Source organism: Microcystis sp. LE19-8.1F (genome assembly GCF_027531715.1).
Taxonomy (GTDB): domain Bacteria; phylum Cyanobacteriota; class Cyanobacteriia; order Cyanobacteriales; family Microcystaceae; genus Microcystis; species Microcystis wesenbergii_A.
The window spans coordinates 12,269-39,111 of record NZ_JAPZSO010000243.1 but is presented as its reverse complement, the minus strand read 5'-3'; the positions used below and the strand labels follow the sequence as shown (position 1 = coordinate 39,111).

Sequence of the window (26,843 nt, the reverse complement as noted above, 5' to 3'; positions counted from 1 at the left end):
AATACAATGGGTGGAAAGCGCGTTAAAAAGGTCCGATGAATCGACAAAGACGGCAAAAATCAAGACAATTTTCTCCCCCCAGATATTCTATCTTTCCCCCGGAACAATGGCGATGGGGAGTGACTTCTTTGGTGATTAGCTTGGTCTTGTCCCTACTGATTTTAAAACTGAATAGCTCTAGTCTCTCCACTGCCACCATAAATATTTTTAATCCCTCCACTGTGGGGGAGAATTTAGCCGGTAAGAGTCTAGATGAGTTAGAAAAGCAGAAAATCGCCGAATTTTTGCAAATTGCCCCGCCAGAAACCGAATTAACCCTCGATCGCACTCCCTTGTTTATTCTCCACGATACAGCTTGGAGTATGACTGCGGGTAACATCGAAGAACAGAAAAAATATGCTCGCGGTCCGATGAAATTGGGTCCCAATGTTTACATTCCCCGCAAACCGAATTCCAGGGATAGAAATATTTTAGACTCGATCGCCCGGCCTTTTTTTGAACGTCACCGTCCCACTGCCACTTTTTATGAACAAGCGGCCGAAATGCTGCCCGCAGACACCAGAGATCAATTAGTGCGTCAACTGTGGCAACTTACCCCAGAAACTATCCGCGTCAAGGGTTTTGCACTTGCTTTAGCGGGTGTTCCTTTGAGTACGCGATCGGCCACTGAGTTAGAAAAAAGGGCGAGAATTTGGTTAAATACGCCTTCAGAAGCCGTTTTTAGGCGTTTAGTCAAAGAATATCCCACAAATTACTTTGATGGAGCAAAAAGCACCGCATTATGGGCAACAGAAGCGATTTGTCAGCAGCTATCTCACCCTAATTGCGATCGCTTGCGACCAATTTTTGCCGAAAGAAATCGTCGGGTTATCTCCAGCGTTAACATTGAACTGGTACAAGCACCGGGATCCCACTGTTTGACCAAAGGACGCTTGCAACCCCTCCCCGGTTACAGCGATTTTCAATACCAACAAACGGCGAAATATTATCTCCTCGCAGCCTTACAAACGGGACAATTACCGCAAATTGTCAGCCATTTTGCCGTGGATAGTTTTCTGATTAATCAAGGAAAATACCCCCATTGTGACCCCCGGGGTTTTGATCTACAACGTCTCTACAATCTCATCAGTGAAGCTTTGGGTTATGACCCCAGCACTGTTTATGGTATCGTTCCCCGTTACGGCACAAATATTCTAGCCGGTGATAATATTTGGTGGCATAATCGAGTTTTTGATGCGGCCAATTTACCCACAACTTTAAATTAGACCTTATCAGTTAGAACTGTCCACTTCTCCCAAAGCTTCTAGATAGGCGATCGCTGCTTCTAAAGGAGAATCGTAGCTATATGAAAACTCCTCAAACCAGCGTCCTTCCTCCGATTTAGCATCCAATTTATCTAACCATTGCTTCGCTTTTTTAGTTAAAGCTTCTCGCTTGCGCTGCTGTTTTAATGCCGCCGCTTTTTCTTTTTCCGCTGCCTCCTGTTGTTGCCTTTCTTGGTTTTCTAAGGCTAAAGCTTTTAAAAGCGCATCGGTAGAAGAATCGCCGGTATAATTAACCTTAAATTCGGCCGGGGAACGATCTTTTTCTTGGCGAGAAGAAGGGGACGGCATCGGTTTTTCCTGATCCCGTTTCTGGTATTCTGCCTTCATTTGTGCCAGTAAATCTTCTATTTCTCCCATAATGATCAAGTTAGAAAGTAAAAAGTTAAAAAGCGGGTTCCCTTATTTTTCCAAACGGACCACATACCATTGTAAATAACCCTCCTCACCCAGGTCTAACTCGCAGTAATTATCGCGCAGATAGAGAGCTTTTTCCTCAAAACTAGAGAATTTTGCCAATTGTCGGGGACAAATCTCCGGTTTTGCGGTGATTAAATCTTTTAACTTATCCTGCAACTGGTCGGGAGTCTGGAATTGTTCAGATTGATCGGCCTCAAGGACAAGAAAATAGTCCCCTTGATACATAATAGAATCGGGCATCGCTGTTTGATAGTCTCAGTAGGAAAATTTTTTGGCTATCTTTATCACTTTATCGCCTCAACGCTCGATCGACACCACCACTATGACAGACCATCTCACCAATCCCTTTCTCAGTCTCCCTTACGAAAGCGCCATGCAGGACTTGGGGGACCAATACTACGATCAAGTTGCGGCCGCGGATTTTCCCGGTCATATCCTTCGTTTTCGCAATGATGCTTTATTACCTTTGGTGGGAATCCAGCCAGAATTAACCTTAGATGAGCATTTTATCGAGGCTTTTGCTAAATTTCAATCCCTGACACCTTTTTTAGCCCTGCGTTACCACGGTTATCAATTTGGCGAGTATAATCCTTTTTTGGGAGATGGTCGCGGTTTTCTCTACGGTCAAGTTAGGGGTATTGATGGCAAATTATACGATTTTGGTACGAAAGGATCGGGACGGACCCCCTATTCCCGTCATGCGGACGGTAGATTAACTCTCAAGGGTGGAGTTAGAGAAGTCTTAGCTGGGGAAGCTTTACGCGGTTTAGGGGTGAATACCTCTCGTTGTCTCAGTTTGGTGGAAACGGGAGAATCCCTCTGGCGTGGCGATGAACCTTCCCCGACGCGATCTTCGGTGATGATTCGAGTTAGTAATTCTCATATTCGTTTTGGGACTTTTGAGCGTTTATTTCATATTAAACGTAGCGATTTAATTAAAAGACTCCTCGATCATCTGATTATTTATTATTATCCTGAAATCGATCCCCAGGATAGCGATCGCTATTTAAAATTTTACGCCACTTTGAGCGAAAGAACCGCTAAATTAGCGGCCCAATGGATGGCCGCAGGTTTTTGTCATGGGGTTCTCAATACCGATAATATGTCAATTACCGGGGAAAGTTTCGATTATGGTCCCTACGCTTTTATTCCTTCCTATAACCCCCAATTTACGGCGGCCTATTTCGACTACGGCGGCCGTTATAGTTATGGCAATCAGCCTTTTATCTGTCGCTTAAATCTAGAGTTACTACAATCTCCCCTGGCCATGGTCGCCTCCTTGTTAGAGTTAGATCTGGCTTTGGCTAACTATGACCAGCATTACAATTTTTATTATCAAAAAATGATGCTCAAAAAGTTAGGTTTTGAGGATATTTTTACTCCCGAATCCGCTTTACTGGTCAGCAAAACCGTGGAAGTTCTCCAAGAAACTGGCCTGGGTTATCACGACTTTTTCTATCAATTAAGTGAACAATTTAATTACGGTTGGCGAGAAAATAGTTCTCTAATTCTTGAAAATATGGATTTACCAAAAGCTGATTGGCAACGTTGGCGAGAGTTATATAGTTTGGTCTTAAATCAATTACCCTCAGATTCTTTGGCTCAAATTGGCGATACCTTAAAGCATTATAATCCTAAAACCGCTTTACTTAGACCGCTAATCGAATCAGTTTGGGAAGCCATTACCTATAAAGATGATTGGCAACCTTTCCAAGAATTAGTGATAAAATTACAGAATAAACAGTAATTAAGTAATAAGTAGTGGTGCAAAATTAATTTCTTGGTTAGGAGAGGCAAGAGGCAAGAGGCAAGGGGCAAGGGGCAAGAGGCAAGAGGCAAGAGGCAAGAGGTAGTTAAATATGTGTAATTAATTATCTCTAGCTACTTATTCAGGTCATTTCCTGAAATGCGTTGGACAAAAATTGACCAGACTTGGCGATCAATGTTTCCCTTCTAACCATTAAGAGTGTCAAAATAATAGTAAAATTTTGTGACAAAGTGCCGTCAGATATAAGAATCTTTGATAGAACTCTAGAAGGATTCTGTGATCAGTCTCCTTAAAGGAGGTTGTTTGCAGTACCCTAATCAGGAGCATCTCACCTTTGTAACCCCTAAATCAGGTTTTTATGTCAAGCTATTTTGAAAGCCTTGCTAGAAACCAGTTTTAGGGATAAGTATAATTACTCACTTGCATAAATGAGATGCTCCCCATTATTCATTATTGATTATTCCGATTGACTGGCGATAATTTTTTTTACTTCTGGTACTAACAAATCTAATGCTTCAGCAATTTGTTCGGGAGTTAATCCTAGTTTGACTAAGCGAGGGATAGTTTCCCTTTTAGTTTTCTTTTCGATAGCATTAGCCATAATTTGATCATCGGGAATAATATCATCGTTTTCTTCTAGGTTAGAAGGAGAACTGGGACAAAAATTAAGTTTGTCAACTTGGCTACTATTAACAACAATACCATAGTTATTTTTACCGAATACTCTTTGAACTGTAGCGCAAAAATTATACTTATTAATATCTTCTCCTAAAGTATCAGAAAGAAGTTGCCAAAGTTGATAAGCTTCATCCTTAGCATGACCAGCACTACAATTATATTCTTTGGCAATATCAGCGTATTTTTTTCCATTTAAAACTCCCCTAATAATCGACCGTTGCAAACTATCTAGATGCTCACCCGTTTTCGAGAATAGCAATTCATCTAGGTAGCTAGTCAATTCTTGAGTATTCATACTTATTTAACTGTTGGATGTAAGTCTTTATCCGCCATTATCCGCTAAAAGTATTCTTTTGTAAAGATTATTTAGAAAAGTCCCGTCTTTTTCTGACTAATTATTTTACACATCAACCAGTACACTAAGATAAAATAAGATCGCTCTCTTGAAATTAGTCTCGAAACCAGTATGAAACGACTAACTTTGATAAAATGCACAGTGACTGTTGTTGTAAATCTTGTCTTTTTCTTGTCATTCGGCAAATACTCTCTAAGTGACACGACTGGACAGGCTCTTGGAAATAATGATGTAGGTAGAGTACTTGCAATAAAATGTCCAGATAATTCTATAGTTAATCTTGTTACGCTTAATGAACAAGATAATTATGGAATAATTGATATTAAATTTGGTTGTTCTGGTGGTCAATCTACAGGATGGGCTACTGGCAATCGAAATGGTAATCGAACTTACTCTGCAAGTGGCGGTAGGTTTCTCTCAGGTTTTATAGTTCATGAACAATATAATTACGGGGTAATTGATCTTCAATTAATTTATGATCAAGATACTGGTGGACAAATAGCTAATAATTATAATGCAGATCGAAAAGTTCCAATTGTGTGTCCTGGTTCCCAAAGTATTTATGGAGCAATTATTTATGAGCAAGATGGCTATGGCGTTATTGACATAGCATTACTCTGTCGATAGATAAAATAGTGCAATCGCTAAATATAGTAATTTCAATTAAGATTGATAATATCAATGCCAGAGATCATAATGGTTTCACCGATCTAGAGTGTATCAGATTTATATGAAATGACTATATCTATTTTCTTAAAGAGATATTTCGGTAACGTATTGATCCTCATAATTTTCAATTAATACTCCTATTACTTCCATTAATGAAGCTAATGGATGAGATTCGTCTTCTCCTACAATATCAATTAATTCGTCAAGAATAGCGACCAATTTTTGATATTCTATTTCATTGTGAGGAACAAAAATATTATTTGCCAGATTAGACCAAGCTTTAACTGTTTGATTTAAGTTAGTGCGATCGCCTCGCCTCGTAGGTTGGGTTGAGCGAAACAATACTGGGTCGAAAATAGCTCAACTCGCTTGAAAAAGCGAAACCCAACCACCCCAAAGGTTACTCTTTGTTGGGTTTCCTTGCGTCAACCCAACCTACAATAATTGCTAATGCAAGTGCGATCGCCGATCTTGTAGGGTGCGTTCCCTAATCTGACTCCTACTGCTCCACCGATCGATTTTGGGGAACGCACCATGCACATTGATTGAAACTGTGAGTTTAGGTGCGATGCCGCTCTGGTCGGACCAGTTGAGGAATGTTAGCGAAGATTCCCAATGTTTGGTTAAAATAGAGGGGCAAAAGTCGCCCCAGGGTCGCTTCAATGACAGTTCGACAACCCCGCTACAGTAAAGAAGAATTTGCTCGACGTGGCAATGAGATTTATCAATCTCAGGTACGTCCCCAAGTCGAGGAGGGAAATCAGGGGAGAATTGTGGCGATCGACATTGAAACAGGGGCTTTTGAAGTAGCGGATGATTTGGTAAGCGCAGCGAAGCAACTTTCTGCACGAGTGCCTGATACTCAGACATGGTTTGTTCGCATTGGGCATTCAGCCGTTGATCACTTTGGCGCAAGGAGCCTGAGAACAAAGCCATGATGCAAGGTCGTGTAAATCAACGGTGTGAGGCGACGTTAGCGATCGCAGTCAGAAACAATGAAACAACGCAGATAGTAGATGCTGTAATTGATACAGGATTTTCAGGTTTTCTCACCTTGCCGTCTGACATAATTGCTAGGTTAGGGTTTATTTGGGAGGGTCGAGATCTTGCGACGTTAGGCGATGGGACTTTCTGCACGTTTGAAGTTTACATCGGGCTTGTGATCTGGGACGGGCAATATCGTGAGATTTACATCAACGAATCAGAGACGGTTCCGTTGATTGGGATGCAGCTATTACGAGGATACGATTTGCGAATTCAGGCAATTGAGGGTGGTTTAGTTACGATCGAAGCGTTGAAGTAGAGTACGATGCTGAAGGCACTGAGTAGCAGTACGTCATTGTTTCAGCAACGTGGAAGCTAGAATATATTAAGCCCGATACGTTAGATGTTGTCTATGACTGAACGACTTAAGCAGGCGATCGCCCAATTACAAACCTTGTCAACCGCTCAACAGGACGCGATCGCAACCCTAATTTTGGCAGAACTCGAAGAAGAGCAGCGATGGCATGACTCCTTTGCTCGCTCACCAAACTTGCTGGCTAAACTAGCAGCCGAAGCAATGGCAGAACATCGATCGGGTAAGACTCAAGAATTAGACCCAGAAACGTTGTGAAGTCTTGTACCACTGCTGGTTTTCGGGAGATGTTTGCAGATCTTCCAAAACCGATTCAAGAGCAGACCCGTAAAGCGTATCGGCAATTCAAAGAAGACCCAAGCTATCCCAGCTTGCGATTCAAGAAAGTCCATCCACAGCTGCCCATCTATTCTGCACGCATCAATAGGGATTATCGTGCTGTCGGTCAATTAGAGGATGATACGGTGATTTGGTTCTGGGTTGGTTCCCATGCAGAGTACGATATGCTGCTGGAGCAATTGTAGTGCGATGCCGAAGGCACTGCGTAGCAGTACGCCATCGCTGTAGGGTGCGTTCCCTAATCTGACTCCTACTGCTCCACCGCTCGATTTTTGGGAACGTACCATGCACATTGATTGAGGCTGTGAGTTTAAGTGCGGTCGCTGATCTTAATAAGCTACATTAACAATAATACTTAAAGAAAAGGCTTAAAGATGCTCAGTAACAAGGGCAAAAAAACAAGTCACCCCTGGTGTTTTTCCCCGACGATATTGCCTATTATAATTAATGAAACAGGTTTTCTTGCTAGATGGATTCGGTTTGGCAAGCCATGACCGATAAAGATGATTGGCAACCTTGCCAAGAATTAGTGATAAAATTACCAAATAAACCGTTATTTTTCCCCTAACCCTAATCCCTAATAAAATTATGATGCACGGTTTTATTCCCCCTCATCGTTATTTTCCCTATCTTACTTGGACCGATATAGATTCAATGCCAGATCAGGAAAATGTGGTAATTATTCAACCCATCGGTGCGATCGAACAACACGGACCCCATCTACCTATTGCCGTGGATGCTGCCATTAGTTTAGGGGTTTTAGGCAAAGCTTTCGAGAAGTTAGATGATAATATTCCTGCCTTTGCTTTACCCTGTCTCTACTACGGAAAATCTAACGAACATTGGTCTTTCCCCGGCACTATTACCCTCTCGGCAGCCACCTTATTAACCCTCATTCAAGAGATAGCTGAAAGTCTCTATCGTTCGGGTTTTCGCAAGTTAGTATTAATGAACTCCCACGGCGGACAACCCCAAGTTATGGAAATTGCCGCTAGGGATATTCATCAACAATATCCCGATTTTTTAGTATTTCCTTTTTTCACTTGGCGAGTTCCCCACAATGCGGCTGAATTATTCTCGGAATATGAATTAGAATACGGTATTCATGCAGGAGATGTGGAAACTAGCATTATGTTATCATTACTGCCAGAACAGGTAAAAATTGAGCGGGCCGTCCGAGAATATCCCCAAGGTTTGCCAGAAAATAGTTTGTTAACTATGGAAGGAAAATTACCCTTTGCTTGGTTAACTAAGGAGTTGACTAAAAGTGGAGTGATGGGAGATGCTACTAATGCAAGTAAAGCAAAAGGCGATCGATTATTAGAATCCGTTGCTAATGGTTGGGTACAGGCGATCTCTGATGTTTATCAATTCCGTCAACCGAAGTTATAGCAAATTGAACATTCCGACACCAAAAATTAATTTTTCTCAAGCAATATCCCGAACCTGTTGATAGCAGTTATCTTAATGATCAGGTACGAAGTTTTCGTTTTCGGGAGTCGGTCTTCGATACCAAATTAGGTTACACTTCATCTTTATGAGAAACACTGTAACACACAGAAATTAGCTGTTTCAGTCCACTAAGGCTGCTGACTTAGAAACAATTGCGTTAGAATTAAAGAAATATTACAAGTGATTGACAAAAATGAGTAAGCCTGATATAGAAGCCATTGCCCTCCAGTTAGAAAGCAGCAACTCCAAAGATCGTCTGCTGGCCTTGGCATCCCTGCGAGAAGTGGCCCCAGAAGAGGCTGTACCCTTGATCAAAAAAGTCCTTTATGATGAAATGCTGCCGGTGCGATCGATGGCTGTCTTTGCTTTGGGAGTCAAACAAACCGAGGAATGCTTTCCTATTCTGGTGGATTTGTTAGCCAATGATGCCGATTATGGCATTCGCGCCGATGCAGCGGGGGCCTTAGGTTATTTAGAAGATATTCGCGCTTTTGAACCCCTACAACGGGCTTTTTACGAAGACACGCAATGGTTAGTCCGCTTTAGTGCCGCCGTCGCTTTGGGCAATTTGCGCGATATTCGGGCTAAACAGGTGTTATTATCGGCCCTCGATAGTAACGAAGCGGTTATTCAACAGGCCGCTATTGCTGCCCTTGGCGAAATCAAAGCAGTGGAAACCGTCGAGAAGCTTTTAACCTTTGTTAACTCCGATGACTGGTTAATCCGGCAGCGATTAGCGGAAGCTTTGGGCCACCTTCCGGCGGAAAAAACGATCGCAGCCTTAAAATTTTTGGTCAAAGACGAACACCCGCAAGTGCGCGAAGCAGCCCGTTTATCCTTGCAAAAATTGGCCAAGGTCTAGGGATAGGATAGAATAAATAATCTATTCTTCCAGAGCGATCAATCTTTGCCTACAGCCATTCATGGACATTCAAGAATTTATTAATCTCTGTGCGGGTAAATGGTTTTCTCAGCGCACCAGTTATCAATTAGCTGCCCAAAAAGTTGCCAATAATAAAGCAGAAATCACCATCGATTTGCTGGCTGCCGATGCTGCCGATGTGGTGCAATTATGTTTAGTAAATAACTGTCAGTCCCACACCAGTCTAGGGGGATGGAAAGCAACTTGGGATAATTCCGTGGACTATGGACAACCGAAAAAAATCGGTTCTAGCTATTTAGTTTGGCTACCCTCAGAAAATTCTTGGCAAGGAAAATTAATCACAGCGGACGGTAAATCGGCAGCGCTGGGAGAATATCATCTCAGAAGCGATCAAGCTTTGACTTTAACCATCGAGCATAATCACCATCGTATCGAGGAAAGAATCTGGTTTGCTAGTCCTAATCTGAGATTGCGTACCAGTATTATCCAGTCGCCCAATGGCGATCGCCAAACGGTTTTCTATTCGGAAATTCGCAAAATGGTTGCTTCTTAAGTAGCTGCCATCCCCAATCTCTGAGGTGGGGAAGACAGGATTAATCTTCCACCACTCCAGTCAAATCCTCCTAACGTCGGCCGCGTCTGCTGCTGCCGAAACCACTGCGACTAGGGGTACGACGGGAACCAGAGGAACCGAAACTAGGAGAACGTTTGACATTATCAGATTTACCCGAATTCTTCAGGGTACTGGAACCATAACCGGAACCACTGGGTTTTGTGGTGGTGGTGGTGCTGCGATTGGGACTAGAGGGAGTATTGCTAGGATAACGACGTAAATTGCCGGTAGAACGGAGAGTTTGCTGGTTTTTGACCGCCGGAGGTGGACTATTATGTTTACTTTGGTATTGATCTACTGCCTGATTATAAGTGGAACCGTAACCACCAAAACCGGTCATCACACCCCCCGGAGTATAGAGGGGAGGAACGTAGTATTGAGGACGAAAGAGCAAACTACCCAAAGCTTGACCGGCAACAGCACCGAGAAAAGGACTCCAAAAACTCGATTCTTGCCGAATCACCACGGTTTCCTGTTGTCCGGTTTGGGGATTGTTCCGCACTTCCGTGACATTATGGACATACTCGATTTTAAAATCTTCGGTCATGTACAGGGTAGCCTGATCACCGTTGATTTCCACCGCGGTTTTTTCCCCTTTAGCGATAGCTTCATCGCTTAATCTAGCCATTTGCAGGTTAGTGGTGCGAAAGAGGGGAGAAGTACCCCCAGGGGTGTTTAACAGCATTAGGGTATAAGTGCCATCTCCATCATCGTAGGTAGCTTGTTGCACCTCGTAGCGACCGCTACTAACCTGATTGGATTCTCGTCTTACACTACTGTTATTAGCTGACGGTGACTGAGTTTGATTTGACGACGAACCACAGGCCACCGTTGTGCAACAAAGGGTAAGAATTAAAAGGATTGTCGTTACTTGGCGCAGCATAAGGGCAAAATTAAGACTATAAAGGCAGCAATTCGGGGAAATTGAGTAATAGTTGCTCATTGGTCAATTCATCTCCCAATTGAGCAGGAGAAAAATGTACCTGAATCGCACGCAGCCGACCTTGGTAGTGAAGGTTAATTATTGATTTTAAACCATCTTCCAGGGCCTCTCGATCGGCTAGGCTAGTTTCTAAAGCAGCACTCTCACCCTCGAATGCTATTGTGATCATAACAACTAAGTTATCGGTGACGGGTAAAGTTAAGGGTTCCTTTTCCCCCACTTCTGGAGACACCGATTCACTTAGGTATCTGGCTGCAGAATCGGTAAACAGTTCGTTAACGTAGTCTCCCGCTTCCCCCTCATGCCAAAAAACATCGCCCTCATTAGCCACAGAAAACCAATAGAGGTTCATCTGCAGCAGATTTTGACAAATTTCTACTAAACCCTCTCCCATGACCTCTAAATCGCCTTCGGAATCGATCGCCTCCCGGCCGGCACGATTAAGAATACCGATCAGGGGTGCGACTTCTTGGCCGTAGAGATGCAAAAATAAGCGACAGACCACATAGCGAGTTTTACCCGCAAATTTCTTAAAGCGATCGCCTAAAGAACCCATAATAGACCTCTGGTAAAAATCAAAAATTGTCGTTAAGGTTAGGAGTCAGGAGATAGGAGTCAGGAGACTTTTTTTTTATTTATTCTTCCCACTTCCCACTTCCCACTTCCCACTTCCCACTTTCAAGTCAGTCCCGATGCAACAAGTTACACCGCCAAGCCTGAAAGTGGTACTTTTCCCTCCTGCCTCCTGCCTTCTGCCTCCTGCCTCCTGCCTCTTTCAAGTCATTAGTCTTGAAGCCATCAGCTAGATCAAGATGATAATCAAGTAAACAGCCAAAAAAGCCCTCAGCTTTTATTTATTTTGCCATTTTCTAGGGTTCTATGCCTTGATGTCCTGTTAACAGTCTATAATTACTTAGAATCCTTTTGGTGTGAGCAAATGGCTGTCCAACTGCAACAAGCTTTAGTGGTTGCTTCCTATATCTTGAAACAGCGTCTAGCAGGAAAAAAGCGTTTTCCCTTAGTTTTAATGCTAGAACCCCTATTTCGCTGTAATTTAGCCTGTACTGGCTGCGGTAAGATTCAACATCCCCCGGAAATCCTCCGCAATCATCTTACCCCAGCAGAATGTTTCGCAGCGGTGGAAGAATGCGGGGTTCCCGTGGTTTCCATCCCCGGGGGCGAGCCGCTTTTACACCCACAAATCGATGAAATTGTCAAGGGGTTAGTGGACAGAAAAAAATTCGTCTATCTCTGCACCAATGCCCTGTTATTGGAGAAAAGCCTAGATAAATTTACTCCTTCACCCTATCTTACCTTTAGTGTCCATCTGGACGGTCTCAAAGCACATCACGATCGCTGTGTGGATCGAGAGGGAGTATTCGATAAGGCAGTACAAGGGATTAAAGCGGCGAAAGCGAGAGGTTTTCGGGTTACTACTAATACCACGGTTTTTGAAGGCACAGAGCCGCGAGAAATGCAGGAATTTTTCGATTTTCTCGCTACTTTGGGCATCGATGGCATGATGATTTCCCCCGGCTACAGTTATGAGTGGGCCCCAGATCAAGATAGTTTCTTGAAACGGGAGCAAACTAGAGCTTTATTCCGAGAAATTCTCTCACCCTGGAAATCAGGGCAGAAAAAGTGGAATTTTAACCATAATCCTCTCTTTCTCGATTTTCTCATCGGTGAACAGGACTATGAATGCACCCCTTGGGGTAGTCCTAGCTATAGTCTTTTAGGATGGCAAAAACCCTGTTATCTGCTTAACGAAGGTCATTACAAAAGCTTTCGGGAACTTTTAGAAGAAACCAATTGGGATAACTACGGTCGGGCCAGTGGCAATCCTCAATGTGCCGATTGTATGGTACATTGCGGCTATGAACCGACCGCGGCCATGGCAGCTTTTAAACCGGCTAATATGGGACGTGCCATGCAGAGTTTAATCGGAGTCTAATCTAGGGTCTGCTGAATAAATCTAAAAACCTTGTTGGATAAGAATTTTAGACTTTTTTCCCATCAAAAAGTGCCAGACCTTGGGGGGATCGGGGGGGAAATTTAGGCTCTTTTTCCCTGAAAATTAGGTAATTGACCCCCTGAAAATGGGTAAAACCCCACACCCCACACCCCACACCCCACACCCTACCCCCAGGAAAAACTTTTTCAGCAGACCCTAATCTAAACTGATTCTAACCAGACGGCGGGGACTTGACTAGGGCGATCGGGTAATTGCATCCACCCCATTTCGCACAGACGAATTACCGAACTTAATTTTTCTACCAAAGCGGGATCGAAACGAATCCCGCTATAATTTTGACAGCGCTCTAGGGCCTCTCCTAAATCTAGAGCTAGTCGGTCGCCTCGCGGTTGAGTTAATTCCTGAAAATAGGCTGATAATCCTAAAATTCGCGACTCTAGGCTGATTTCTTCCCCTTTTAAGCCGTTGGGAACCCCGCTACCATCCCAGTATTCAAACTCATGGTAAATAATCTGTTGAATTGGGGCTAATTCGGGCATAGTGGCGAGTAATTGTGCGCCTAACACCGATCGATCCCGCCAAAATAACGCATTTGCTCCCTCTAACTGACTGGCACGCTGTCTAAAAACTTCGATCGGAGCCTCCGCTAGACCGATGCGGTATAATAAACCGGCTAATCGTAAGCGTCGTAATCTCAGGGTGGGTAAATCGAGCAATTGTCCCAACATTTCCGCTAAAGCGGCCACCTGTAGAGAAGCAAGGGGATTATCAATATCTCTTTCATCGACCTTTTGAGCCATTCTTAGAAAAGCTTGCAGTTTATTAGCGGCTAAATTTTTATTTAAACGGGATGCTTGTCCTTCTAAGTCGCTTAATTCTCGCGTTTGTCTGCTGACGGTGACTAACTGCTGTTGACTGGTTTGCAGATAGGTGACAATGCGAGAGACTACTCCCGTTAAATCCGTGGGAATGGGATTAATATTTTGACTAATTTCCTGCTGTTGTCTGCTTAAATCGGCCGCTAGACTGGGATTATAGGGATGGAGACGCTCAATTAAGATCCTAGCGGCTTTTTCGACTAAATCGCGATCGAATGTCCATAAACCGTAGAATTTTCGCTCCGTGTCTATTTGGGGTTGACTATCGGACCGGTATTCTTCCGGGGATAACTCATGACAGAGTACCATGGAGGCGTAATCGGGGGAAAGAATGATTAAATTCCACTCATTAACCAAACTATCGCTATTATCTAAGTTCACTAGCGAAACATTCTCTAAACTGCCGGTTTTATGCTCAGAAAAACCACTATCGGCTACGGCAGCGATCGCAATATGACGAGAAGAGCGAGCCATATCTAAATAGCGCTCGGCCTCCTGTAAATACCATTTACCCTGTTGAAAGGTGACTAAGACCAGTGGTTTATTTGTACTACCAGGGCTGCTAGTTTGCAAGATATGATCTTCAAGAGCATGACAGAGGGCCACCAGGGTATTCTTAAAATAGACCCCGTAACTACTGGGTAATCGTCCCGATGAAGCTCTTTTTAACTGTTGTAAGCTGGATTCTACGGTCATAAGGTGGCAAGATTAGGGGAAGTGGGGTGTGGGGTGTGGGGTGTAGGGTGTAGGGTGCGGGAGATGGGGTGTGGGGTGTGGGGTGTGGGGTGTGGGGAGACGGAGTAGGGGAGCAGGGAGAAAAAACTGATTACTGATTACTGATAACTGATTACTGATAACTGATTACTGTCTCCTCATAGCTTTTTACTTAATTTTATGACCTTAGTGATTTGTCCGGGTTTTCATGATTCTAGATTGACCGAGGATTTTTTAGGACATCTGGGGAGCAAATCGGTCAAATTACGTCCCTATATTATTATTTCTCCTTTTTCTTGCTTAAATGAAGCTTTTTCACCGGGAGAAGACCTAACCTTGATTGGGTTTAGTGCGGGGGTGGTATATGCGATCGCTTTAGCTCATTATTGGCAAGCTCAAGGGGCGAAAATTCGAGCTTTAATCGCTCTGGACGGGTGGGGAGTGCCATTAATCGGTAATTTTCCCATTTATCGCCTTAGTCACGATTATTTTACCCATTGGAGTTCCTGTTTATTGGGTAGCGGTCAAGAAAATTTTTATGCAGATCCCCCTGTAGACCATCTTAGCCTCTGGTCGTCCCCCGATCGAGTTATTGGTTGGTCTGTCAATGGTAATTTTGTCCAACGCACCACAGCGTTAACTTTTTTATCAAATCGGTTAGGCAAGAATCAATTAAGTATAATTGGCTAGTCGCCTCCCTATCTTTCCTATTTCTTTACCGCTGCCAACTCATGAGTACATCCGTTCCGAGTTCTTCGATTCTCTTGGTGGGAATTGAGGAGAATATCGCTAAACTAGCCAGTGCGGACTTGAAAGAAGCAGGTTATCGCCTCCTAATCGTGCCTAGCATTGATATCGCTTTCCCAGAAGTGCAAAGTTGGCAGCCAGCGATGATTATACTCGATCGCTTCCTGGCGGGGGAAGCGGGTGTGACTTTTTGTCGTCGTCTACGTTCCCAAGGGAGTCGCGTTTATATTATTTTATTAGTATCTCAAGAAACCCTAGAAGAACGTCTCGCCTGTTTGGAAGCGGGGGCTGACGATTATTTTCTCAAACCCTATAATTCGCCATCTTTTCTCAAATTAATCCGTTTTTACCTGCAACCTCTGGAAATTATCCCCGAACAATTGTGCTTCGGTGACTTAGTATTAGATTTAGCCAGTCGTCGTCTCTCCTATAAAAACAAAAATATTGAGTTGACGATGAAGGAATTTGAACTGCTGCGCTACCTGATGATTCACCCGAAAGAAGTATTATCAAGGGATCAAATTCTCGAAAATGTCTGGGGAGATGAATTTCGAGGAGAATCAAACGTTATTGAGGTATATATTCGCTATTTACGCCTGAAGATGGAGGCTGGTGGTCAAAAACGCCTCATTCATACCGTGCGCGGTGTCGGCTACGTTTTACGCGAATCTTAACAGTAATCAGTAATCAGTGATCAGTAATCAGTGATCAGTAGATTGCTTTTATTTAATCTCCCCACACCCCACACCCTACACCCCACACCCTACACCCTACACCCCACACCCTACACCCCACACCCCACACCCCACACCCCACACCCCACACCCCACACCCCACACCCCACCACCCTAGTCAAGCGCTGCTATTCAATCTGGATAGAGTTGGGGGAATCGATAGGAGGGGTGGAACTATCCGGGGTGATAGTTTGACGGTATTGACTATAAAGACGGTCGCGCCAAGCAAAAAAGCCCTCGTAGGCGCTATTATCGGCTAACCCCGGAATCCCCTTGCCTTGCAATTCCCTAGGTAAGTTGAGATAGGAACCCTGGGGAAACTGAAGCAGTACACTTAATCCCGCCACGGCTAAATCGGCTAAAGTGGGCTGATCCCCGACTAAATAGGGACGATTGGTTAAAATGAGGTTCAAAGCCTCTAAATCCTGTTGTAGCCCCTTTTTCGCGGTATTGATAGCATCTTTTCCCAGACCTACACCCGTCCCCAAAATATCAATTAATTCCCCCGGCAAGGAACCCAGCAACAAGCGCATAAAATCGGGAGTTTCCTGGGGTAAAAAAGCGGTACGAAAGTTTTGATTTTGGGCAAAAGCGCCGAGAAAAGCGGTTCTTCCTTTTAATCCCAGGGATTCATCGGCCCATTCTTCGATTAATAAACATTGACCCCGTTGGAGGGGATCTGTGGGGATAATTGGTTTTTCAGGATACTTGCGATCGAGATAAAAAGCAATCTCCGTCGAGTCAGCAATATAAGTATCACCATCCTTGAGGACGGGGACCTGTCGCTGTCCAGAAAGACGGAATAATTCCCATTGTCCCACCCCTGGCACCACGTCCCTTTTTTTATAGGCAAGTCCTTTATAGTCGAGGATGAGACGGACTTTCTCACAATAGGCAGATAATTCAAATTGGTAGAGTTCTAGCATGGGATGATATGGCCTCTCGATAAATCAGTGTCTCCCTGATTACTCTAACCCTATCGGGCATCGATCGCCTAAACTTAAAGACTTTACTCCGATTTTACTCAGACATTTGTACTAAAAACGAGAAAGACGAAAAAATCATCTTTTGCTAATTTTAGGAGTTAGACTAGGTAAGCTAAGACGCATTTAAACCGCTGATTTTTAGATTAGCCCACCCCCCCTTGCCCCCCGACGTCGGGGGGGTTGCCTTTTGCAAGAGTGCAAGAGTGCCTCGTCTTAACAAGCAATTTAAATGCGCGGGCAGCTTATTCTTAGGGAAGATAGACTAGATTTAGCAACGCTAACTCAATATTGCCACGCTTTTAGGTTAGGATATGTTCAGGCACTACAAGCTAGGAATCACTTATATACGGCGATTCCTCTAGTCATCTGGCACAGACAACTCCTTATTGGCTAAGCCGTTCCACTTAGAAGATGTACCAGACTGAGCCTGAAGCCGCCGTACTCCTGCAAGCTGACTCGCAAGAGACTAATAGCATACCGCTATAATAGAGGCGTGCGAGGGCGGGCTACTTTCTCGGATCAGAGGTTACTATGCAATTATCCATCGACGTTTTTAATGACGTAGTTCGCTATCTCGACAGTCACCAAGAAAAATTACGGATCAAAAAATTAATCTTTTGTATCTGTAAGGAATATTGGGAAAATGATCCTAATATTTTAAACAATGTGGCTATGGAAGACTTGGTGAACGAGTTAGTGCAACTCAAACCCAATAAAGAACAATTAACTTTTTCTGTTTATCAATCAGTTAAAACCCTAAATCGTCCTAAAGTTTATGCGGGCGTAGCCACAGTGATTATTAAGCAAATCAGTAAATTATATAGTGATATTGCTGCCGACCAAGACACCGAATCATTACCAGGAGAAGCAGAAGTTAACCCCAGCTTGGCTGCCGTTAATAATCCTGTCAACAAAGAGGAAGATAATTTATTAAGACAGGTGATTATTGGACTAGAAAATCATCGAGAGACGGCGAGAATTAAAAAATTAATGTTTGCCGCCTGTAAAAATCGTTGGGAAAACGATCAAGCGGTGATTAATAATTATGGCTTAACCAATATGATTTTAGAACTCCAGCAAAACAATCCTAATTTCTTAAGCTTGCGACAAACTCTCACCCAAGTTGCCGAAAATATTAACAAAAAAGATCTATACCTAGCCCTAGCCGATATTATTCTTGCCCAGCTAGAGCCTCTCTACGATACTGATAACGATGACAAAAAACAGGATAATGGGTCAGAAAGTCAAATCTTGAAACCTCCAACAGTTCATCTAAATAATGATTGTGATTCTTCCGAGCCAGTTTCCTTAGATAATAACCCCAGTAATTCCCCACAAATTCCTGCCTACGACCCCTTTGAAATTCGTTTAGAAATTTTCCAGTATGCTAATCCTTTACGAGTCAAAATATTGATTTTCTCACTCCTATTTCATCCCTGGGATCAGAGCGATCAAGATTGGTCAACCCTGCGACGTTATACCCTAGAAGATTTACTACAAAAACTCATCCAAAGTGGGAAATCTCTCAAGGATATCGAAAGGCAACTGTACAATATTGCTCAAACCCAAATGGATGCGGATGCTAACGTTCAAACCGCTGGTATTCTGGTGCAAGCTTTACAAAGAATTCTTTAATTTTTAATCAAATTTCTCTGGATATTATACCTATGAAACCCAACGAACTAATTGAACGTTATGCCGCAGGAGAAACTCAATTTAGTGGCTTAAGATTATCAGGAGTTAATTTAGTTGGTGCTGACTTAGTTGGCATTGTTTTAAATGGAGCGGATTTGCACGGGGCCAATCTTCTCTTTACCTATCTTAACCGGGCTAATCTGGCTCAAGCTAATCTCGTGGCAGCTAATTTAAGCGGTGCTAGTCTCAATCAAGCTGACTTAAATGGGGCGGATTTACGCAGTGCCAATTTACACGGAGCGCTGCTACAAGGGGCTGATCTTCGTGATACCGATATAACCCTAGGTATTTTACTTGATGCTAACTTAATCGGGGCGGATTTACGGGGGGCTGATTTAAGTGGTGCTAACCTCAGTGGCGCTTGTTTGCGGAGAACAAATATGCGTCAGGAAAAGAAAAATCATAACACTAAATTACAAACGGCTAATCTCTATCACGCCGACCTGCAAGGGGCTAATATGAAAGGGGTTGAACTGCTGCGAGCTAATCTAGTAGGAGCCAATTTAAAGGAGGCTAATTTGTGCAATGTTGACCTCAGAAAAGCGGATTTAACTAATGCTAATCTGCAAGGTGCTTTACTTACTGATGCTAATTTAATCGGGGCGAGTTTAGTGGGAGCAAATCTAGCAGGAGCCAATTTAGTGCGGTCAAAAATGAGCGATACGGAAGCAATGGGGGCAAATTTCCATCGTGCAATTATGACTCAAATAAAATTCGATCGAGCTAATCTTAGTCGAGCTAATTTTCAAGCGGCAAGAATGAATCATGCGGACTTAACAAGGGCTAATCTTTCAGAAGTTAATCTCAGCGAAGCGTATTTAGTCGATGCTTTCTTTGCTAGAGCAAATCTCACCAATGCCGATTTAAGTAATGCTAATCTAACTCGTGCCGAGTTAATGAGTGCTAATCTGATAGAAGTTAACTTACGCGGTGCAATTATGCCCGATGGCCGGATTAATAATTAAAGTTACTAGACAATTTTGTTGGCAATTATTCCGGTATAATTAGAGGTAGGATTGAGGGTAGTATTATGGTTGAGCCAGCAGTTATTGCAGAAGATATGGCCAAAATCTACACCACCATTACAGTTATCAATCGCGCGGATCAAATTCGTGCGGAGGCTGGTATCATCGCACCGGAACAAATTCGCTCTCTTACCCTAGAAAATGTCTTGGTGGATACGGGGGCAACCACTCTTTGTCTAGTGCCAGAAGTAATCTCCCGCTTGGGTTTACAGCTTTTAAAAGAAGTAGATGTGGCTACGGCTAAAGGCATAGGAAAAGCGAGAATTTTTCGCGATGCCACCTTGATTATTGCGGGACGGGAAGGGACTTTTGAATGTTGGGAATTACCCGGAGGTCAAAACAATTTATTAGGAGTAATTCCTTTAGAAGCTTTGGGATTAGAACCAGATCTTCTTAGCCAAAAATTGCGAGTTTTACCCACGGAATCCCACGAGACTTATTTAACAATTTTATCGAACAAAATAGCTCTATAAAATCACTTTTTGTCTGACTGTCCCTGCTCTTTCAGCTATAGCAATAACCTCGATTTCTTGACCAGAAACTCCCTTAATCACCCATTCCACCGTACAGCGATAATCTAAACCGTGAGCAAGACTACTATATACTTTATTTGATCGCCCTTCTAAGTGACCTATTTCCTGCTCTAATTTTCCCACTATTAAACTCACCTCATCGGCTAAATTTAACTTGACTTGAATGGGACGAACAATCTTTCTTTCCAGTGCCTTTTTACTGGTATAAGTGGGTAAAAATCCCTGATTTTCTAACTGTAAAACCAGATGATAAATACCATTTCCCTCCGACTTAAGATCAAGACGAGAGATAGCTAAAAGAGGTGACATTAAAGCATGGGCAATAGTAAACTGACATTGTTTTTCACATAAATCTGGTAAATACTTTTCTGGGGCATTTTGCCAGACATTTTTAAAGTCCCAACCGCCAATTTCCACCTCTCCCAATTGGGGGTGATCAAAACTTTGCCAATTAATAAAACCCTTTCCCGCTAAATTCTCATCATTCCAATGCTGTAATTTCAATTCATCTTCAAAAGGATGCCAGCGAAACCATTGAATATAATCATCTTTTTTCACCCCTGCTTGGGTGGGTGCATCCCATAACTCTACCGTAAAACCATACCAACCAAAATGATCGTAACCGTAATCATCCATGGCACCGTTAGTCACTTCTTTGGGATGATAACGAAAATCGTGATAGACAGAAACGCATTCATAACCAGTCATTGCTTTTCCCTTATCAGCAATATATTTATACATTTCTAAGTCTTCCACGGGGAAATATTCATCGGGATGGGTGCTATAGGGACGCAACATTACTGCTGAATAGGTATGATAGGTAACGAAGCCATTAATATTGGTGTTATTTGCCCAAAATTCGGCTTCTGCACGGGTTTCTGGCTCCGAAAAGGGAAAATCTCCGGCCCCCTTTTGTTCCCCTTCAGGAACCCAATAAACGGGATAATTGCGGTTAAAATCTAGGCCCTCTAGGGTGGGGGCAGTGGTAAAATTATAGCCATCGTAATCGCGGATTAAACCTTCGGTGAGCAAAGTGTAAAAAGTTCCCTCAAATTCCTCCGGTTCGCGACGCACCATAATGCGAGGATCTTGTTCGGAAATTTTCCAAGCGCCACAGGTATCTTTTTGGCGCATTTGTAAGATTAAACCATCGCCGTTAATATCTTCAGGATATAGCCCCGGTTTCTCATCCGTGTGGGGATAGGGGCGAATACTCGATCGTAACATATAGGGAGTAGTGAGATATTTTTCCGCTCCATCCACGGCTAATCGCGGCAAAATATAGACAGTGTAATGGTCAAGAAGTCTGGTAATTTGGGGATTATGACCGTATTGACTCAAAAGATGAGAGATAGTATAGAGAGCGACGGCAGAGCCTGTTACTTCCCCCGCATGGGTGTTAGCATCGATCCAATAGGCAGGTTTTTCTAAATAGGGGCCTGTGGCTTGATTTGTTAGGGTAGTTAACCAGATATCTCGATTTTCATAGCTTTTACCGAGCGAGGTGAGGCTAATTAAATTAGGATAGGATGAGGCTAGGTTTTTCAGGAAAGAAACTAATTCTTGGTAGGGGTAATAGTGGCTAAAATCAAACATAATCTTCTGCAACTAAAAAAAGGAATCTCGGGTTAATATGACAAAATAGGGAGTAATAACAGTAAAAAACTATGGATAGTCAAGATATCGCTCGCTATATTGAAGAAACTAACGGTATTTCTAAGCCTTGGCTGTTGGTGCAATTGCGTCTCAAAAAACTGCAAGAACGTCGTGCCAGTCTTTCCCAACAGGAATATATCCAAGAATTGGATGATATTCAGCAAGACTTAATGAAATTGGGCGAATGGTGGCGAGGAATCGAGTCAGAAGTCTTTAAACCCTAAGCGGTGGCGATAATCTGTAATACTCGCGGTAAATCCTCAAATTCTCCGACGATGCGTTTCACCGGTTGCGGCCAAACCCGGACTAAAGTGGGAATAGCAGAAACATGATTAGATTCTGCTTGTTCTGGATGCTTAGAGATATCGATCACTTTCAGAGTATAGGGATGGTGTAATTCTCGTTCTAGAAGCTGATGGATCGATTCTAGGGTGTGCTTAGTATTGGCATTATTACCGGAGACAAATAACCGCAAAACATAACCCTTGGGACTAGGGTTAGTGTAGTCAGAGTCAGCACTAATCCCCGAAGTCGTTGCGGGGCGCTCCTGATAACGGAGAATCAGATCGTGGGATTGCCAAAGTTGGGGAAACTGCTGACGATAGGTTTCTAAGATAGTGGGATTAGAGGATTGTTCCTGCCAAGGTACAGTAAACCAAGCTCGCTCGTCCGTGGCGAAAATAGCATTTAATAAAGGCTGATAGCGACGCACAAGGGGATATACTTCGGCTCTAGTATGAATACGGTGACTGTAGGGATCTCGCCAGCGATCGATGGTAGCAGTAAAACTAGGAACTAAAAAATGGGGTGGTTCTGGCAACCCTAAAGCGGACTGGAGAGCAGCGCAGAGATTCAGATGCCAATGAGTTTGTTTATCAGGATCGATACAGTAAATCAGGTCGCCCCCGGGGGTAAACAGGGCGATGCCTTTAAAAATATCGGGCAACACAATCGCAGAAGTCGTCACTTGAGGGGTTCCCGTAGAGAATCAATAGGGGCTTCTATTTTTCTAGCCTACTAAACTCTTGACCCCTCAAGAATTTCCTTCAGGGTTTTTCTAGATTTTACCCCGCAGCATCATCGCCAGTTCATTGGGAACCGGGGACATTTCCAGGGCGACATCATCGCTAATCCGTCCCTCTTGATAGAGGTTAAATAGAGATTGATTAGTGGTAATCATGCCATAGTATTCGCCATCTTTCATTAATTCGAGAATTTCGTCATTTTTGCCGCTGCGAATGCAATCTTTGACGGTTTCTGTGTTGACGAGAATATCGTGAAAAGCAGCCCGTTTACTGTCGGTGGTACGACATAAACCCTGGGAAATAATACAAACCAAGGCTTCTGCGATCGCCACCCGCATGGATTCCTGTTCCTCGGCGGAATAAAGAGTTAAAATCCGCTCCAGGGTTTTAACGGCGCTGTTGGTGTGCAGGGTTCCCATGACTAAGTGACCGGTCTGGGCAGCTTTCAGGGCAGTATTAACGGTGGATTTGTCCCGCATCTCCCCCACCAGAATAATATCTGGGTCTTCCCGCAAAGAGGCTTTTAGGGCATTATCGAACTCATGGGTGTGTATTCCCACTTCCCTTTGTTTGATCAAACTGCGACGACTTTGGTGGACAAATTCGATCGGGTCTTCGATGGTGATAATATGTTTGGCGTGTTCTTTATTGATGTAATCGATCATGGCTGCGAGGGTGGTGGATTTCCCTGAACCCGTCGGACCGGTGATTAAAATCAATCCCTTATGCACATCGCACACATTCCGGAACACAGCCGGTAAGCCCAATTGTTCTATAGTGAGGATTTTCATGGGAATTAGACGCAAAACCATCCCAGGACCGCGCAGACTTTCAAAGATATTAATCCGCACCCTAGCGAATTCGTACTGAGTTGCACCGTCAAATTCTAGGTCTTTTTGAAAGCGAAGGATTTCTTCTTCCCCTAGGATTTCCCGTAACCAACTATGAAAAGTGTTGATGTCAATTTCAGGATAGTTGAGAATAATCATTTCACCACGATCGCGCATCCGGGGTTTTTCTCCAACTCCCAGGTGAACGTCCGAATAACCCCGATCAAAGGCCATCCGGATCAACTGTTCTAGGGTGGGTTGATTGGAGGCGCGACTAGGCCGGGGTGGGGTTTGGGGAGAAGCAGCCTGACTGGGAGCGCGATTTTGGGGCGGACGTAGGGTGGTAATTTGACTATTTTGTGGCATATTCTGGACGGCTTTGGTCGGTATCGCCACTTGTTGCGTCATTTCTTCAGTTATCCCCATGCTGATTTCCGTGATTAACTCTGAGGGAGGTATCGGGATGGAGGGAACCGGCAGCGGCTGCAGTGGTCGCGAGGAAGAATTGGGATTTTGACTCATGAGAAATAGGGGTTTTTCTTTTACTATTCCCCGATTGTACTAACATCCTATCAAATCATCCTCAATTTCTCAATTCCAGACAGACGTTAGATTGAGGAGTAAGGAGTCACTGGTCTCCGAGTCAAGAGAATTAAGAGTGAACAGTAATCAATCTATCTCCCTCAGAGGCTATAGTAACTATAATCACCCCTTCAGACCCCAAAATCGTTATAATGGAGGTTGAGGGCTGATGATTTTGACTACTCATTTCTGTTTGATTATCAGTCTTAGGAGAGGTAAATACGATGAATAGTCTGCCAAGTTCAGTCGAACGGGAAAATTTAGGACAATTTTTGTTAGAAAATCTGCAAGATATTACAGATAAACTTGATCAAATTGTAACCGATTCTGATCGAATCATACTGGATAATTTACTACAAGAAACTAAGATTTTGCTCGATCGAGTTATGGATAACTCTAAAACTTATCAAGCAAGAGCCGATATATTTTATCAAATTGATAAATTATGGTTTCAGGTATGGAAACAGTATAGAGATGAGGATTCAGCACTGGAGTTAATCCAATATATAGACCAATTTACTAATCAAATTACTGCCTATAATCAATTATTTATCAGCCTTGCTCAGATCAATGAGGGAAAGACTGGTGAAGAAAAAGCCGATTTAATCAGAGTGGTGGAAGGTTCACACATTCTCTCGGAAACGATAGATGTGTTTATTGATATGTTTGCCGATTCAGAACTAGAGCAAATTTACCAGGGAGCTAAAAATGCTCTATCGGTTTCTAATCGTACTATAACCGAATATTTCCAAGATACTGAAACATCGCATTTAGTCACCCAATTGAGAGCTTATAGTAGTTTAATAATTTTAAGAATTCAAGAGCGATTTAATCCTAGTAATGTATCCTCAGAAACTACCTCTCATTCCCTAACAGATGATTTAAGCGATCTTGATCCTTGGACAAGAGACTTAGTGGGGGTTGTCGATTTAGAAACTGAAAAATCTTCGTCTGAAAACTGGTTAGATAATCTTTCTGGATCAATTTCTAATGAGGAGGCTTTTGAGAAAGCATTAGAATATGGGCGTGTTTTTCGTCAAACTGGCAAAATTGAGCGGTAAATTCTGACCGAATCATGAAATATTTACTTGATACCGATCATATCAGTTGTATACAGCGTCGCTCTCGGCAGGATTTTCAGCGCTTAAAATCTCGCATGGCTCGATATTCATCTCAAGACTTTGCCCTATCAATAATTAGTTTTCATGAACAAACTTTAGGGGCGCATACTTTTATTAATCGTGCCAAAAATAACGACGAAATCCTGAAAGGATATACTTTATTAAGAGAAATTCTTCAGGATTTTAGTAAGTTTCCTGTCTTAGCCTTCGATGAAAAAGCACTGATGATTTTTGAGCGGCTACAAAAGAAAAAAGTGCGGATAGGAACGATGGATTTGAAAATTGCTTCGATCGCACTGTCCCGCGATTTGGTATTATTAACCCGAAACGATCAGGATTTTATCAAAGTTCCTGATTTAAAAATGGAAGATTGGATCAGTGAAGTTTGATCGGCTGGAAAAATTGCTGCTGACTAATGCTTCGGTAAACGTAAACCATCCGATCGCATGGGGATTAAAATCTGAGTTAAACTGCGTAATTGTTCGGCCGTTCCCATACAAATTAACAGATCCCCGGCCATTAATTCCGTATCGCCAGTGGGTCCCCCGATTAGCGTACCATCAGCGCGACGTATAGCCAAAACTAAGGCCCCCGATCGAGATCTTAAATGTGCTTGACTAAGACTTAAACCCACACAGGGACAGGTCCTCGGATCGATTAAAAATTCTTCCATATAAAATGATCGATCGGTTCCGGTTAAAATCCCATCAACAAAATCCATCACCTGGGGTCGTAGGGCCGCGGCCGCTAATCTTCTACCGCCGGTAATATAGGGAGATACCACCGCATCGGCCCCGGCCCGTTGTAATTTCTGTACTGCTTCCTCGGTACTGGCCCTAGCAATGGCGCGGATTTTCGGATTAAGAGTTTTAGCAGACAAAACTGTATATAAATTCTCCGCATCGGAAGTTAAAGCGGCCACAATACAAGTAGCGCGTTCAATTCCTGCCATTTGTAAAGATTTATCTAAGGTGGCATCTCCTTGAACAACAATATAATTTAATTCTTTGGCCCGATTTACCTGTAGGGGGTCTGTATCAATGACTACAAAAGGAATATTTTCCGCGTAAAATTCGATCGCTACCTGTCTGCCTGTGCGACCCAAACCACAGATGATATAGTGTTCCGATAGTCGATCGATCAAGCGTTTCTCCTGTCTCTGTTTGAGTCCCTCTTGAAAATAGCCTTGAATTAAAGCTTCGGTCAAGCGATTAACAATATAACCGATGCTAACTACTCCCATCACGATCAAAACCATTGTAAACAGTCGTCCCCGTTCACCTAGGGGATTAATTTCGCCAAAACCGACGGTAGCGAGGGTACTAATCGTCATATAGGCCGAATCTAGCAAACTCCAACCCTCGATCAGATGATACCAAAGCGTACCGATCAAAAACACCACGATCAGGGCAAAAATTCCCCCGATTAATTCCTGACGCAGACGACGATATTTATCTTCACTGATGGACAAGCAAAATTCACCCCTAACACTGTCTAGTAACTTACAATGAAATCAGTTTTTAATCTAAATAACCCGTCCTTC

The 26,843-nt window shown here is 43.2% G+C and carries 32 protein-coding genes; 19 read left to right on the top strand and 13 right to left on the bottom strand.

Going from position 1 to position 26,843, the window contains the following annotated elements; genetic code table 11:
* The first annotated feature begins 35 nt into the window (after positions 1-35).
* Positions 36-1,265 carry a hypothetical protein gene (locus O9334_RS22000; protein WP_045358405.1) on the top strand — a complete coding sequence of 410 codons (1,230 nt, stop codon included), beginning with the start codon at positions 36-38 and terminating at the stop codon, positions 1,263-1,265.
* A 6-nt stretch (positions 1,266-1,271) separates the two neighbouring features.
* On the opposite strand, the gene O9334_RS21995 is transcribed toward O9334_RS22000, so the two are convergent.
* Together O9334_RS21995 and O9334_RS21990 are read right to left on the bottom strand one after the other, a co-directional pair.
* Positions 1,272-1,682, bottom strand: a complete 411-nt coding sequence (locus O9334_RS21995) for a salt stress protein, Slr1339 family (RefSeq protein ID WP_045358404.1) — start codon at positions 1,680-1,682, stop codon at positions 1,272-1,274.
* 42 nt (positions 1,683-1,724) lie between these two features.
* Positions 1,725-1,982: a CRR7 family NDH-1 assembly protein gene (locus O9334_RS21990; RefSeq protein ID WP_288002543.1), complete on the bottom strand. Its 258-nt coding sequence runs from the start codon at positions 1,980-1,982 to the stop codon at positions 1,725-1,727.
* Between the two features lie 82 nt (positions 1,983-2,064).
* On the opposite strand from O9334_RS21990, the gene O9334_RS21985 reads away from it, so the two are divergent.
* Positions 2,065-3,489, top strand: a complete 1,425-nt coding sequence (locus tag O9334_RS21985) for a protein adenylyltransferase SelO (protein WP_502846551.1) — start codon at positions 2,065-2,067, stop codon at positions 3,487-3,489.
* 478 nt (positions 3,490-3,967) lie between these two features.
* Here the strand turns inward: O9334_RS21985 and O9334_RS21980 are convergent, their stop codons facing one another.
* Complete coding sequence (locus O9334_RS21980; protein ID WP_045358402.1) at positions 3,968-4,483, bottom strand: helix-turn-helix domain-containing protein; 516 nt, start codon at positions 4,481-4,483, stop codon at positions 3,968-3,970.
* A 201-nt stretch (positions 4,484-4,684) separates the two neighbouring features.
* Between O9334_RS21980 and O9334_RS21975 the strand changes: the two genes are divergently transcribed.
* The gene (locus O9334_RS21975) at positions 4,685-5,170 is read left to right on the top strand and encodes a hypothetical protein (RefSeq protein WP_045358401.1); all 486 of its coding nucleotides are present in this window, start codon (positions 4,685-4,687) and stop codon (positions 5,168-5,170) included.
* A gap of 126 nt (positions 5,171-5,296) precedes the next feature.
* Here O9334_RS21975 and O9334_RS21970 read toward each other — a convergent pair whose 3' ends face one another.
* On the bottom strand, positions 5,297-5,554 hold the full coding sequence (locus O9334_RS21970) for a hypothetical protein (RefSeq protein WP_288002536.1): 258 nt from the start codon (positions 5,552-5,554) through the stop codon (positions 5,297-5,299).
* Between the two features lie 320 nt (positions 5,555-5,874).
* On the opposite strand from O9334_RS21970, the gene O9334_RS21965 reads away from it, so the two are divergent.
* From O9334_RS21965 to O9334_RS21950, 4 genes are all read left to right on the top strand, one after another.
* On the top strand, positions 5,875-6,150 hold the full coding sequence (locus tag O9334_RS21965; RefSeq protein WP_002737737.1) for a hypothetical protein: 276 nt from the start codon (positions 5,875-5,877) through the stop codon (positions 6,148-6,150).
* Positions 6,147-6,515: an aspartyl protease gene (locus O9334_RS21960; RefSeq protein ID WP_043997603.1), complete on the top strand. Its 369-nt coding sequence runs from the start codon at positions 6,147-6,149 to the stop codon at positions 6,513-6,515. Before O9334_RS21965 ends, O9334_RS21960 begins: the two co-directional genes overlap by 4 nt.
* 93 nt (positions 6,516-6,608) lie before the next feature.
* Positions 6,609-6,827 carry a hypothetical protein gene (locus O9334_RS21955; RefSeq protein ID WP_288002533.1) on the top strand — a complete coding sequence of 73 codons (219 nt, stop codon included), beginning with the start codon at positions 6,609-6,611 and terminating at the stop codon, positions 6,825-6,827.
* Positions 6,824-7,093, top strand: coding sequence for a type II toxin-antitoxin system RelE family toxin (locus tag O9334_RS21950; RefSeq protein WP_045358397.1), 270 nt, complete (start codon positions 6,824-6,826; stop codon positions 7,091-7,093). Before O9334_RS21955 ends, O9334_RS21950 begins: the two co-directional genes overlap by 4 nt.
* Here O9334_RS21950 and O9334_RS22975 read toward each other — a convergent pair.
* The gene (locus tag O9334_RS22975; RefSeq protein ID WP_072024798.1) at positions 7,019-7,201 is read right to left on the bottom strand and encodes a hypothetical protein; all 183 of its coding nucleotides are present in this window, start codon (positions 7,199-7,201) and stop codon (positions 7,019-7,021) included. The genes O9334_RS21950 and O9334_RS22975 overlap by 75 nt on opposite strands.
* A 295-nt stretch (positions 7,202-7,496) precedes the next feature.
* Between O9334_RS22975 and O9334_RS21945 the strand changes: the two genes are divergently transcribed.
* The 3 genes from O9334_RS21945 (at position 7,497) to O9334_RS21935 (ending at position 9,796) form a co-directional block, all read left to right on the top strand.
* On the top strand, positions 7,497-8,300 hold the full coding sequence (locus O9334_RS21945; RefSeq protein WP_045358395.1) for a creatininase family protein: 804 nt from the start codon (positions 7,497-7,499) through the stop codon (positions 8,298-8,300).
* 253 nt (positions 8,301-8,553) lie between these two features.
* Complete coding sequence (locus tag O9334_RS21940) at positions 8,554-9,222, top strand: HEAT repeat domain-containing protein (RefSeq protein ID WP_045358393.1); 669 nt, start codon at positions 8,554-8,556, stop codon at positions 9,220-9,222.
* 61 nt (positions 9,223-9,283) lie between these two features.
* Positions 9,284-9,796 carry a phycobiliprotein lyase gene (locus O9334_RS21935; RefSeq protein ID WP_190381370.1) on the top strand — a complete coding sequence of 171 codons (513 nt, stop codon included), beginning with the start codon at positions 9,284-9,286 and terminating at the stop codon, positions 9,794-9,796.
* A 70-nt stretch (positions 9,797-9,866) separates the two neighbouring features.
* Here the strand turns inward: O9334_RS21935 and O9334_RS21930 are convergent, their stop codons facing one another.
* Positions 9,867-10,799 carry a hypothetical protein gene (locus O9334_RS21930; protein ID WP_080754250.1) on the bottom strand — a complete coding sequence of 311 codons (933 nt, stop codon included), beginning with the start codon at positions 10,797-10,799 and terminating at the stop codon, positions 9,867-9,869.
* Positions 10,756-11,355 carry a DUF1517 domain-containing protein gene (locus O9334_RS21925; RefSeq protein WP_045358388.1) on the bottom strand — a complete coding sequence of 200 codons (600 nt, stop codon included), beginning with the start codon at positions 11,353-11,355 and terminating at the stop codon, positions 10,756-10,758. Before O9334_RS21925 ends, O9334_RS21930 begins: the two co-directional genes overlap by 44 nt.
* Positions 11,356-11,736: 381 nt before the next feature.
* Here O9334_RS21925 and hpnH point away from each other — a divergent pair, with 381 nt between their 5' ends.
* Complete coding sequence (gene hpnH / locus O9334_RS21920; RefSeq protein ID WP_045358387.1) at positions 11,737-12,753, top strand: adenosyl-hopene transferase HpnH; 1,017 nt, start codon at positions 11,737-11,739, stop codon at positions 12,751-12,753.
* A 221-nt stretch (positions 12,754-12,974) separates the two neighbouring features.
* Here hpnH and O9334_RS21915 read toward each other — a convergent pair whose 3' ends face one another.
* The gene (locus O9334_RS21915) at positions 12,975-14,348 is read right to left on the bottom strand and encodes an HD domain-containing phosphohydrolase (RefSeq protein WP_288002526.1); all 1,374 of its coding nucleotides are present in this window, start codon (positions 14,346-14,348) and stop codon (positions 12,975-12,977) included.
* Positions 14,349-14,546: 198 nt separating this feature from the next.
* Here O9334_RS21915 and O9334_RS21910 point away from each other — a divergent pair, with 198 nt between their 5' ends.
* Both O9334_RS21910 and nblR read left to right on the top strand, forming a co-directional pair.
* Positions 14,547-15,056, top strand: a complete 510-nt coding sequence (locus tag O9334_RS21910; protein WP_045358384.1) for a hypothetical protein — start codon at positions 14,547-14,549, stop codon at positions 15,054-15,056.
* Positions 15,057-15,097: 41 nt separating this feature from the next.
* Positions 15,098-15,787, top strand: a complete 690-nt coding sequence (gene nblR, locus O9334_RS21905; protein WP_045358383.1) for a response regulator transcription factor NblR — start codon at positions 15,098-15,100, stop codon at positions 15,785-15,787.
* Between the two features lie 188 nt (positions 15,788-15,975).
* Here the strand turns inward: nblR and O9334_RS21900 are convergent, their stop codons facing one another.
* Positions 15,976-16,773, bottom strand: coding sequence for a glutathione S-transferase (locus tag O9334_RS21900; RefSeq protein ID WP_045358374.1), 798 nt, complete (start codon positions 16,771-16,773; stop codon positions 15,976-15,978).
* A gap of 591 nt (positions 16,774-17,364) precedes the next feature.
* Here O9334_RS21900 and O9334_RS21895 point away from each other — a divergent pair.
* The 3 genes from O9334_RS21895 (at position 17,365) to O9334_RS21885 (ending at position 20,026) form a co-directional block, all read left to right on the top strand.
* Positions 17,365-18,468: a hypothetical protein gene (locus O9334_RS21895; protein WP_045358373.1), complete on the top strand. Its 1,104-nt coding sequence runs from the start codon at positions 17,365-17,367 to the stop codon at positions 18,466-18,468.
* A gap of 32 nt (positions 18,469-18,500) precedes the next feature.
* Positions 18,501-19,493, top strand: a complete 993-nt coding sequence (locus tag O9334_RS21890) for a pentapeptide repeat-containing protein (RefSeq protein ID WP_045358372.1) — start codon at positions 18,501-18,503, stop codon at positions 19,491-19,493.
* Positions 19,494-19,558: 65 nt separating this feature from the next.
* Entirely contained in the window at positions 19,559-20,026 is a 468-nt protein-coding gene (locus tag O9334_RS21885) for a retroviral-like aspartic protease family protein (protein ID WP_288002521.1), read from the top strand.
* On the opposite strand, the gene O9334_RS21880 is transcribed toward O9334_RS21885, so the two are convergent.
* Entirely contained in the window at positions 20,021-21,682 is a 1,662-nt protein-coding gene (locus O9334_RS21880) for a M14 family metallopeptidase (RefSeq protein WP_190380560.1), read from the bottom strand. The genes O9334_RS21885 and O9334_RS21880 overlap by 6 nt on opposite strands.
* A gap of 71 nt (positions 21,683-21,753) precedes the next feature.
* Between O9334_RS21880 and O9334_RS21875 the strand changes: the two genes are divergently transcribed.
* Positions 21,754-21,966 carry a hypothetical protein gene (locus O9334_RS21875; RefSeq protein ID WP_002751038.1) on the top strand — a complete coding sequence of 71 codons (213 nt, stop codon included), beginning with the start codon at positions 21,754-21,756 and terminating at the stop codon, positions 21,964-21,966.
* On the opposite strand, the gene O9334_RS21870 is transcribed toward O9334_RS21875, so the two are convergent.
* Both O9334_RS21870 and O9334_RS21865 read right to left on the bottom strand, forming a co-directional pair.
* A complete protein-coding gene (locus O9334_RS21870; RefSeq protein WP_045358369.1) occupies positions 21,963-22,709 on the bottom strand; it encodes a circadian clock KaiB family protein in 747 nt (248 codons plus the stop codon). The two genes, O9334_RS21875 and O9334_RS21870, sit on opposite strands and share 4 nt — an antisense overlap.
* 90 nt (positions 22,710-22,799) lie before the next feature.
* A complete protein-coding gene (locus tag O9334_RS21865; protein ID WP_288002517.1) occupies positions 22,800-24,119 on the bottom strand; it encodes a type IV pilus twitching motility protein PilT in 1,320 nt (439 codons plus the stop codon).
* Positions 24,120-24,403: 284 nt separating this feature from the next.
* On the opposite strand from O9334_RS21865, the gene O9334_RS21860 reads away from it, so the two are divergent.
* Together O9334_RS21860 and O9334_RS21855 are read left to right on the top strand one after the other, a co-directional pair.
* Positions 24,404-25,240 (top strand): hypothetical protein, encoded by an 837-nt coding sequence (locus O9334_RS21860; protein WP_288002515.1) that lies wholly within the window; start codon positions 24,404-24,406, stop codon positions 25,238-25,240.
* A 14-nt stretch (positions 25,241-25,254) separates the two neighbouring features.
* On the top strand, positions 25,255-25,689 hold the full coding sequence (locus tag O9334_RS21855) for a type II toxin-antitoxin system VapC family toxin (RefSeq protein WP_002793621.1): 435 nt from the start codon (positions 25,255-25,257) through the stop codon (positions 25,687-25,689).
* Between the two features lie 23 nt (positions 25,690-25,712).
* Here O9334_RS21855 and O9334_RS21850 read toward each other — a convergent pair whose 3' ends face one another.
* The gene (locus O9334_RS21850) at positions 25,713-26,771 is read right to left on the bottom strand and encodes a potassium channel family protein (RefSeq protein WP_288002512.1); all 1,059 of its coding nucleotides are present in this window, start codon (positions 26,769-26,771) and stop codon (positions 25,713-25,715) included.
* Positions 26,772-26,843 lie beyond the last annotated feature (72 nt).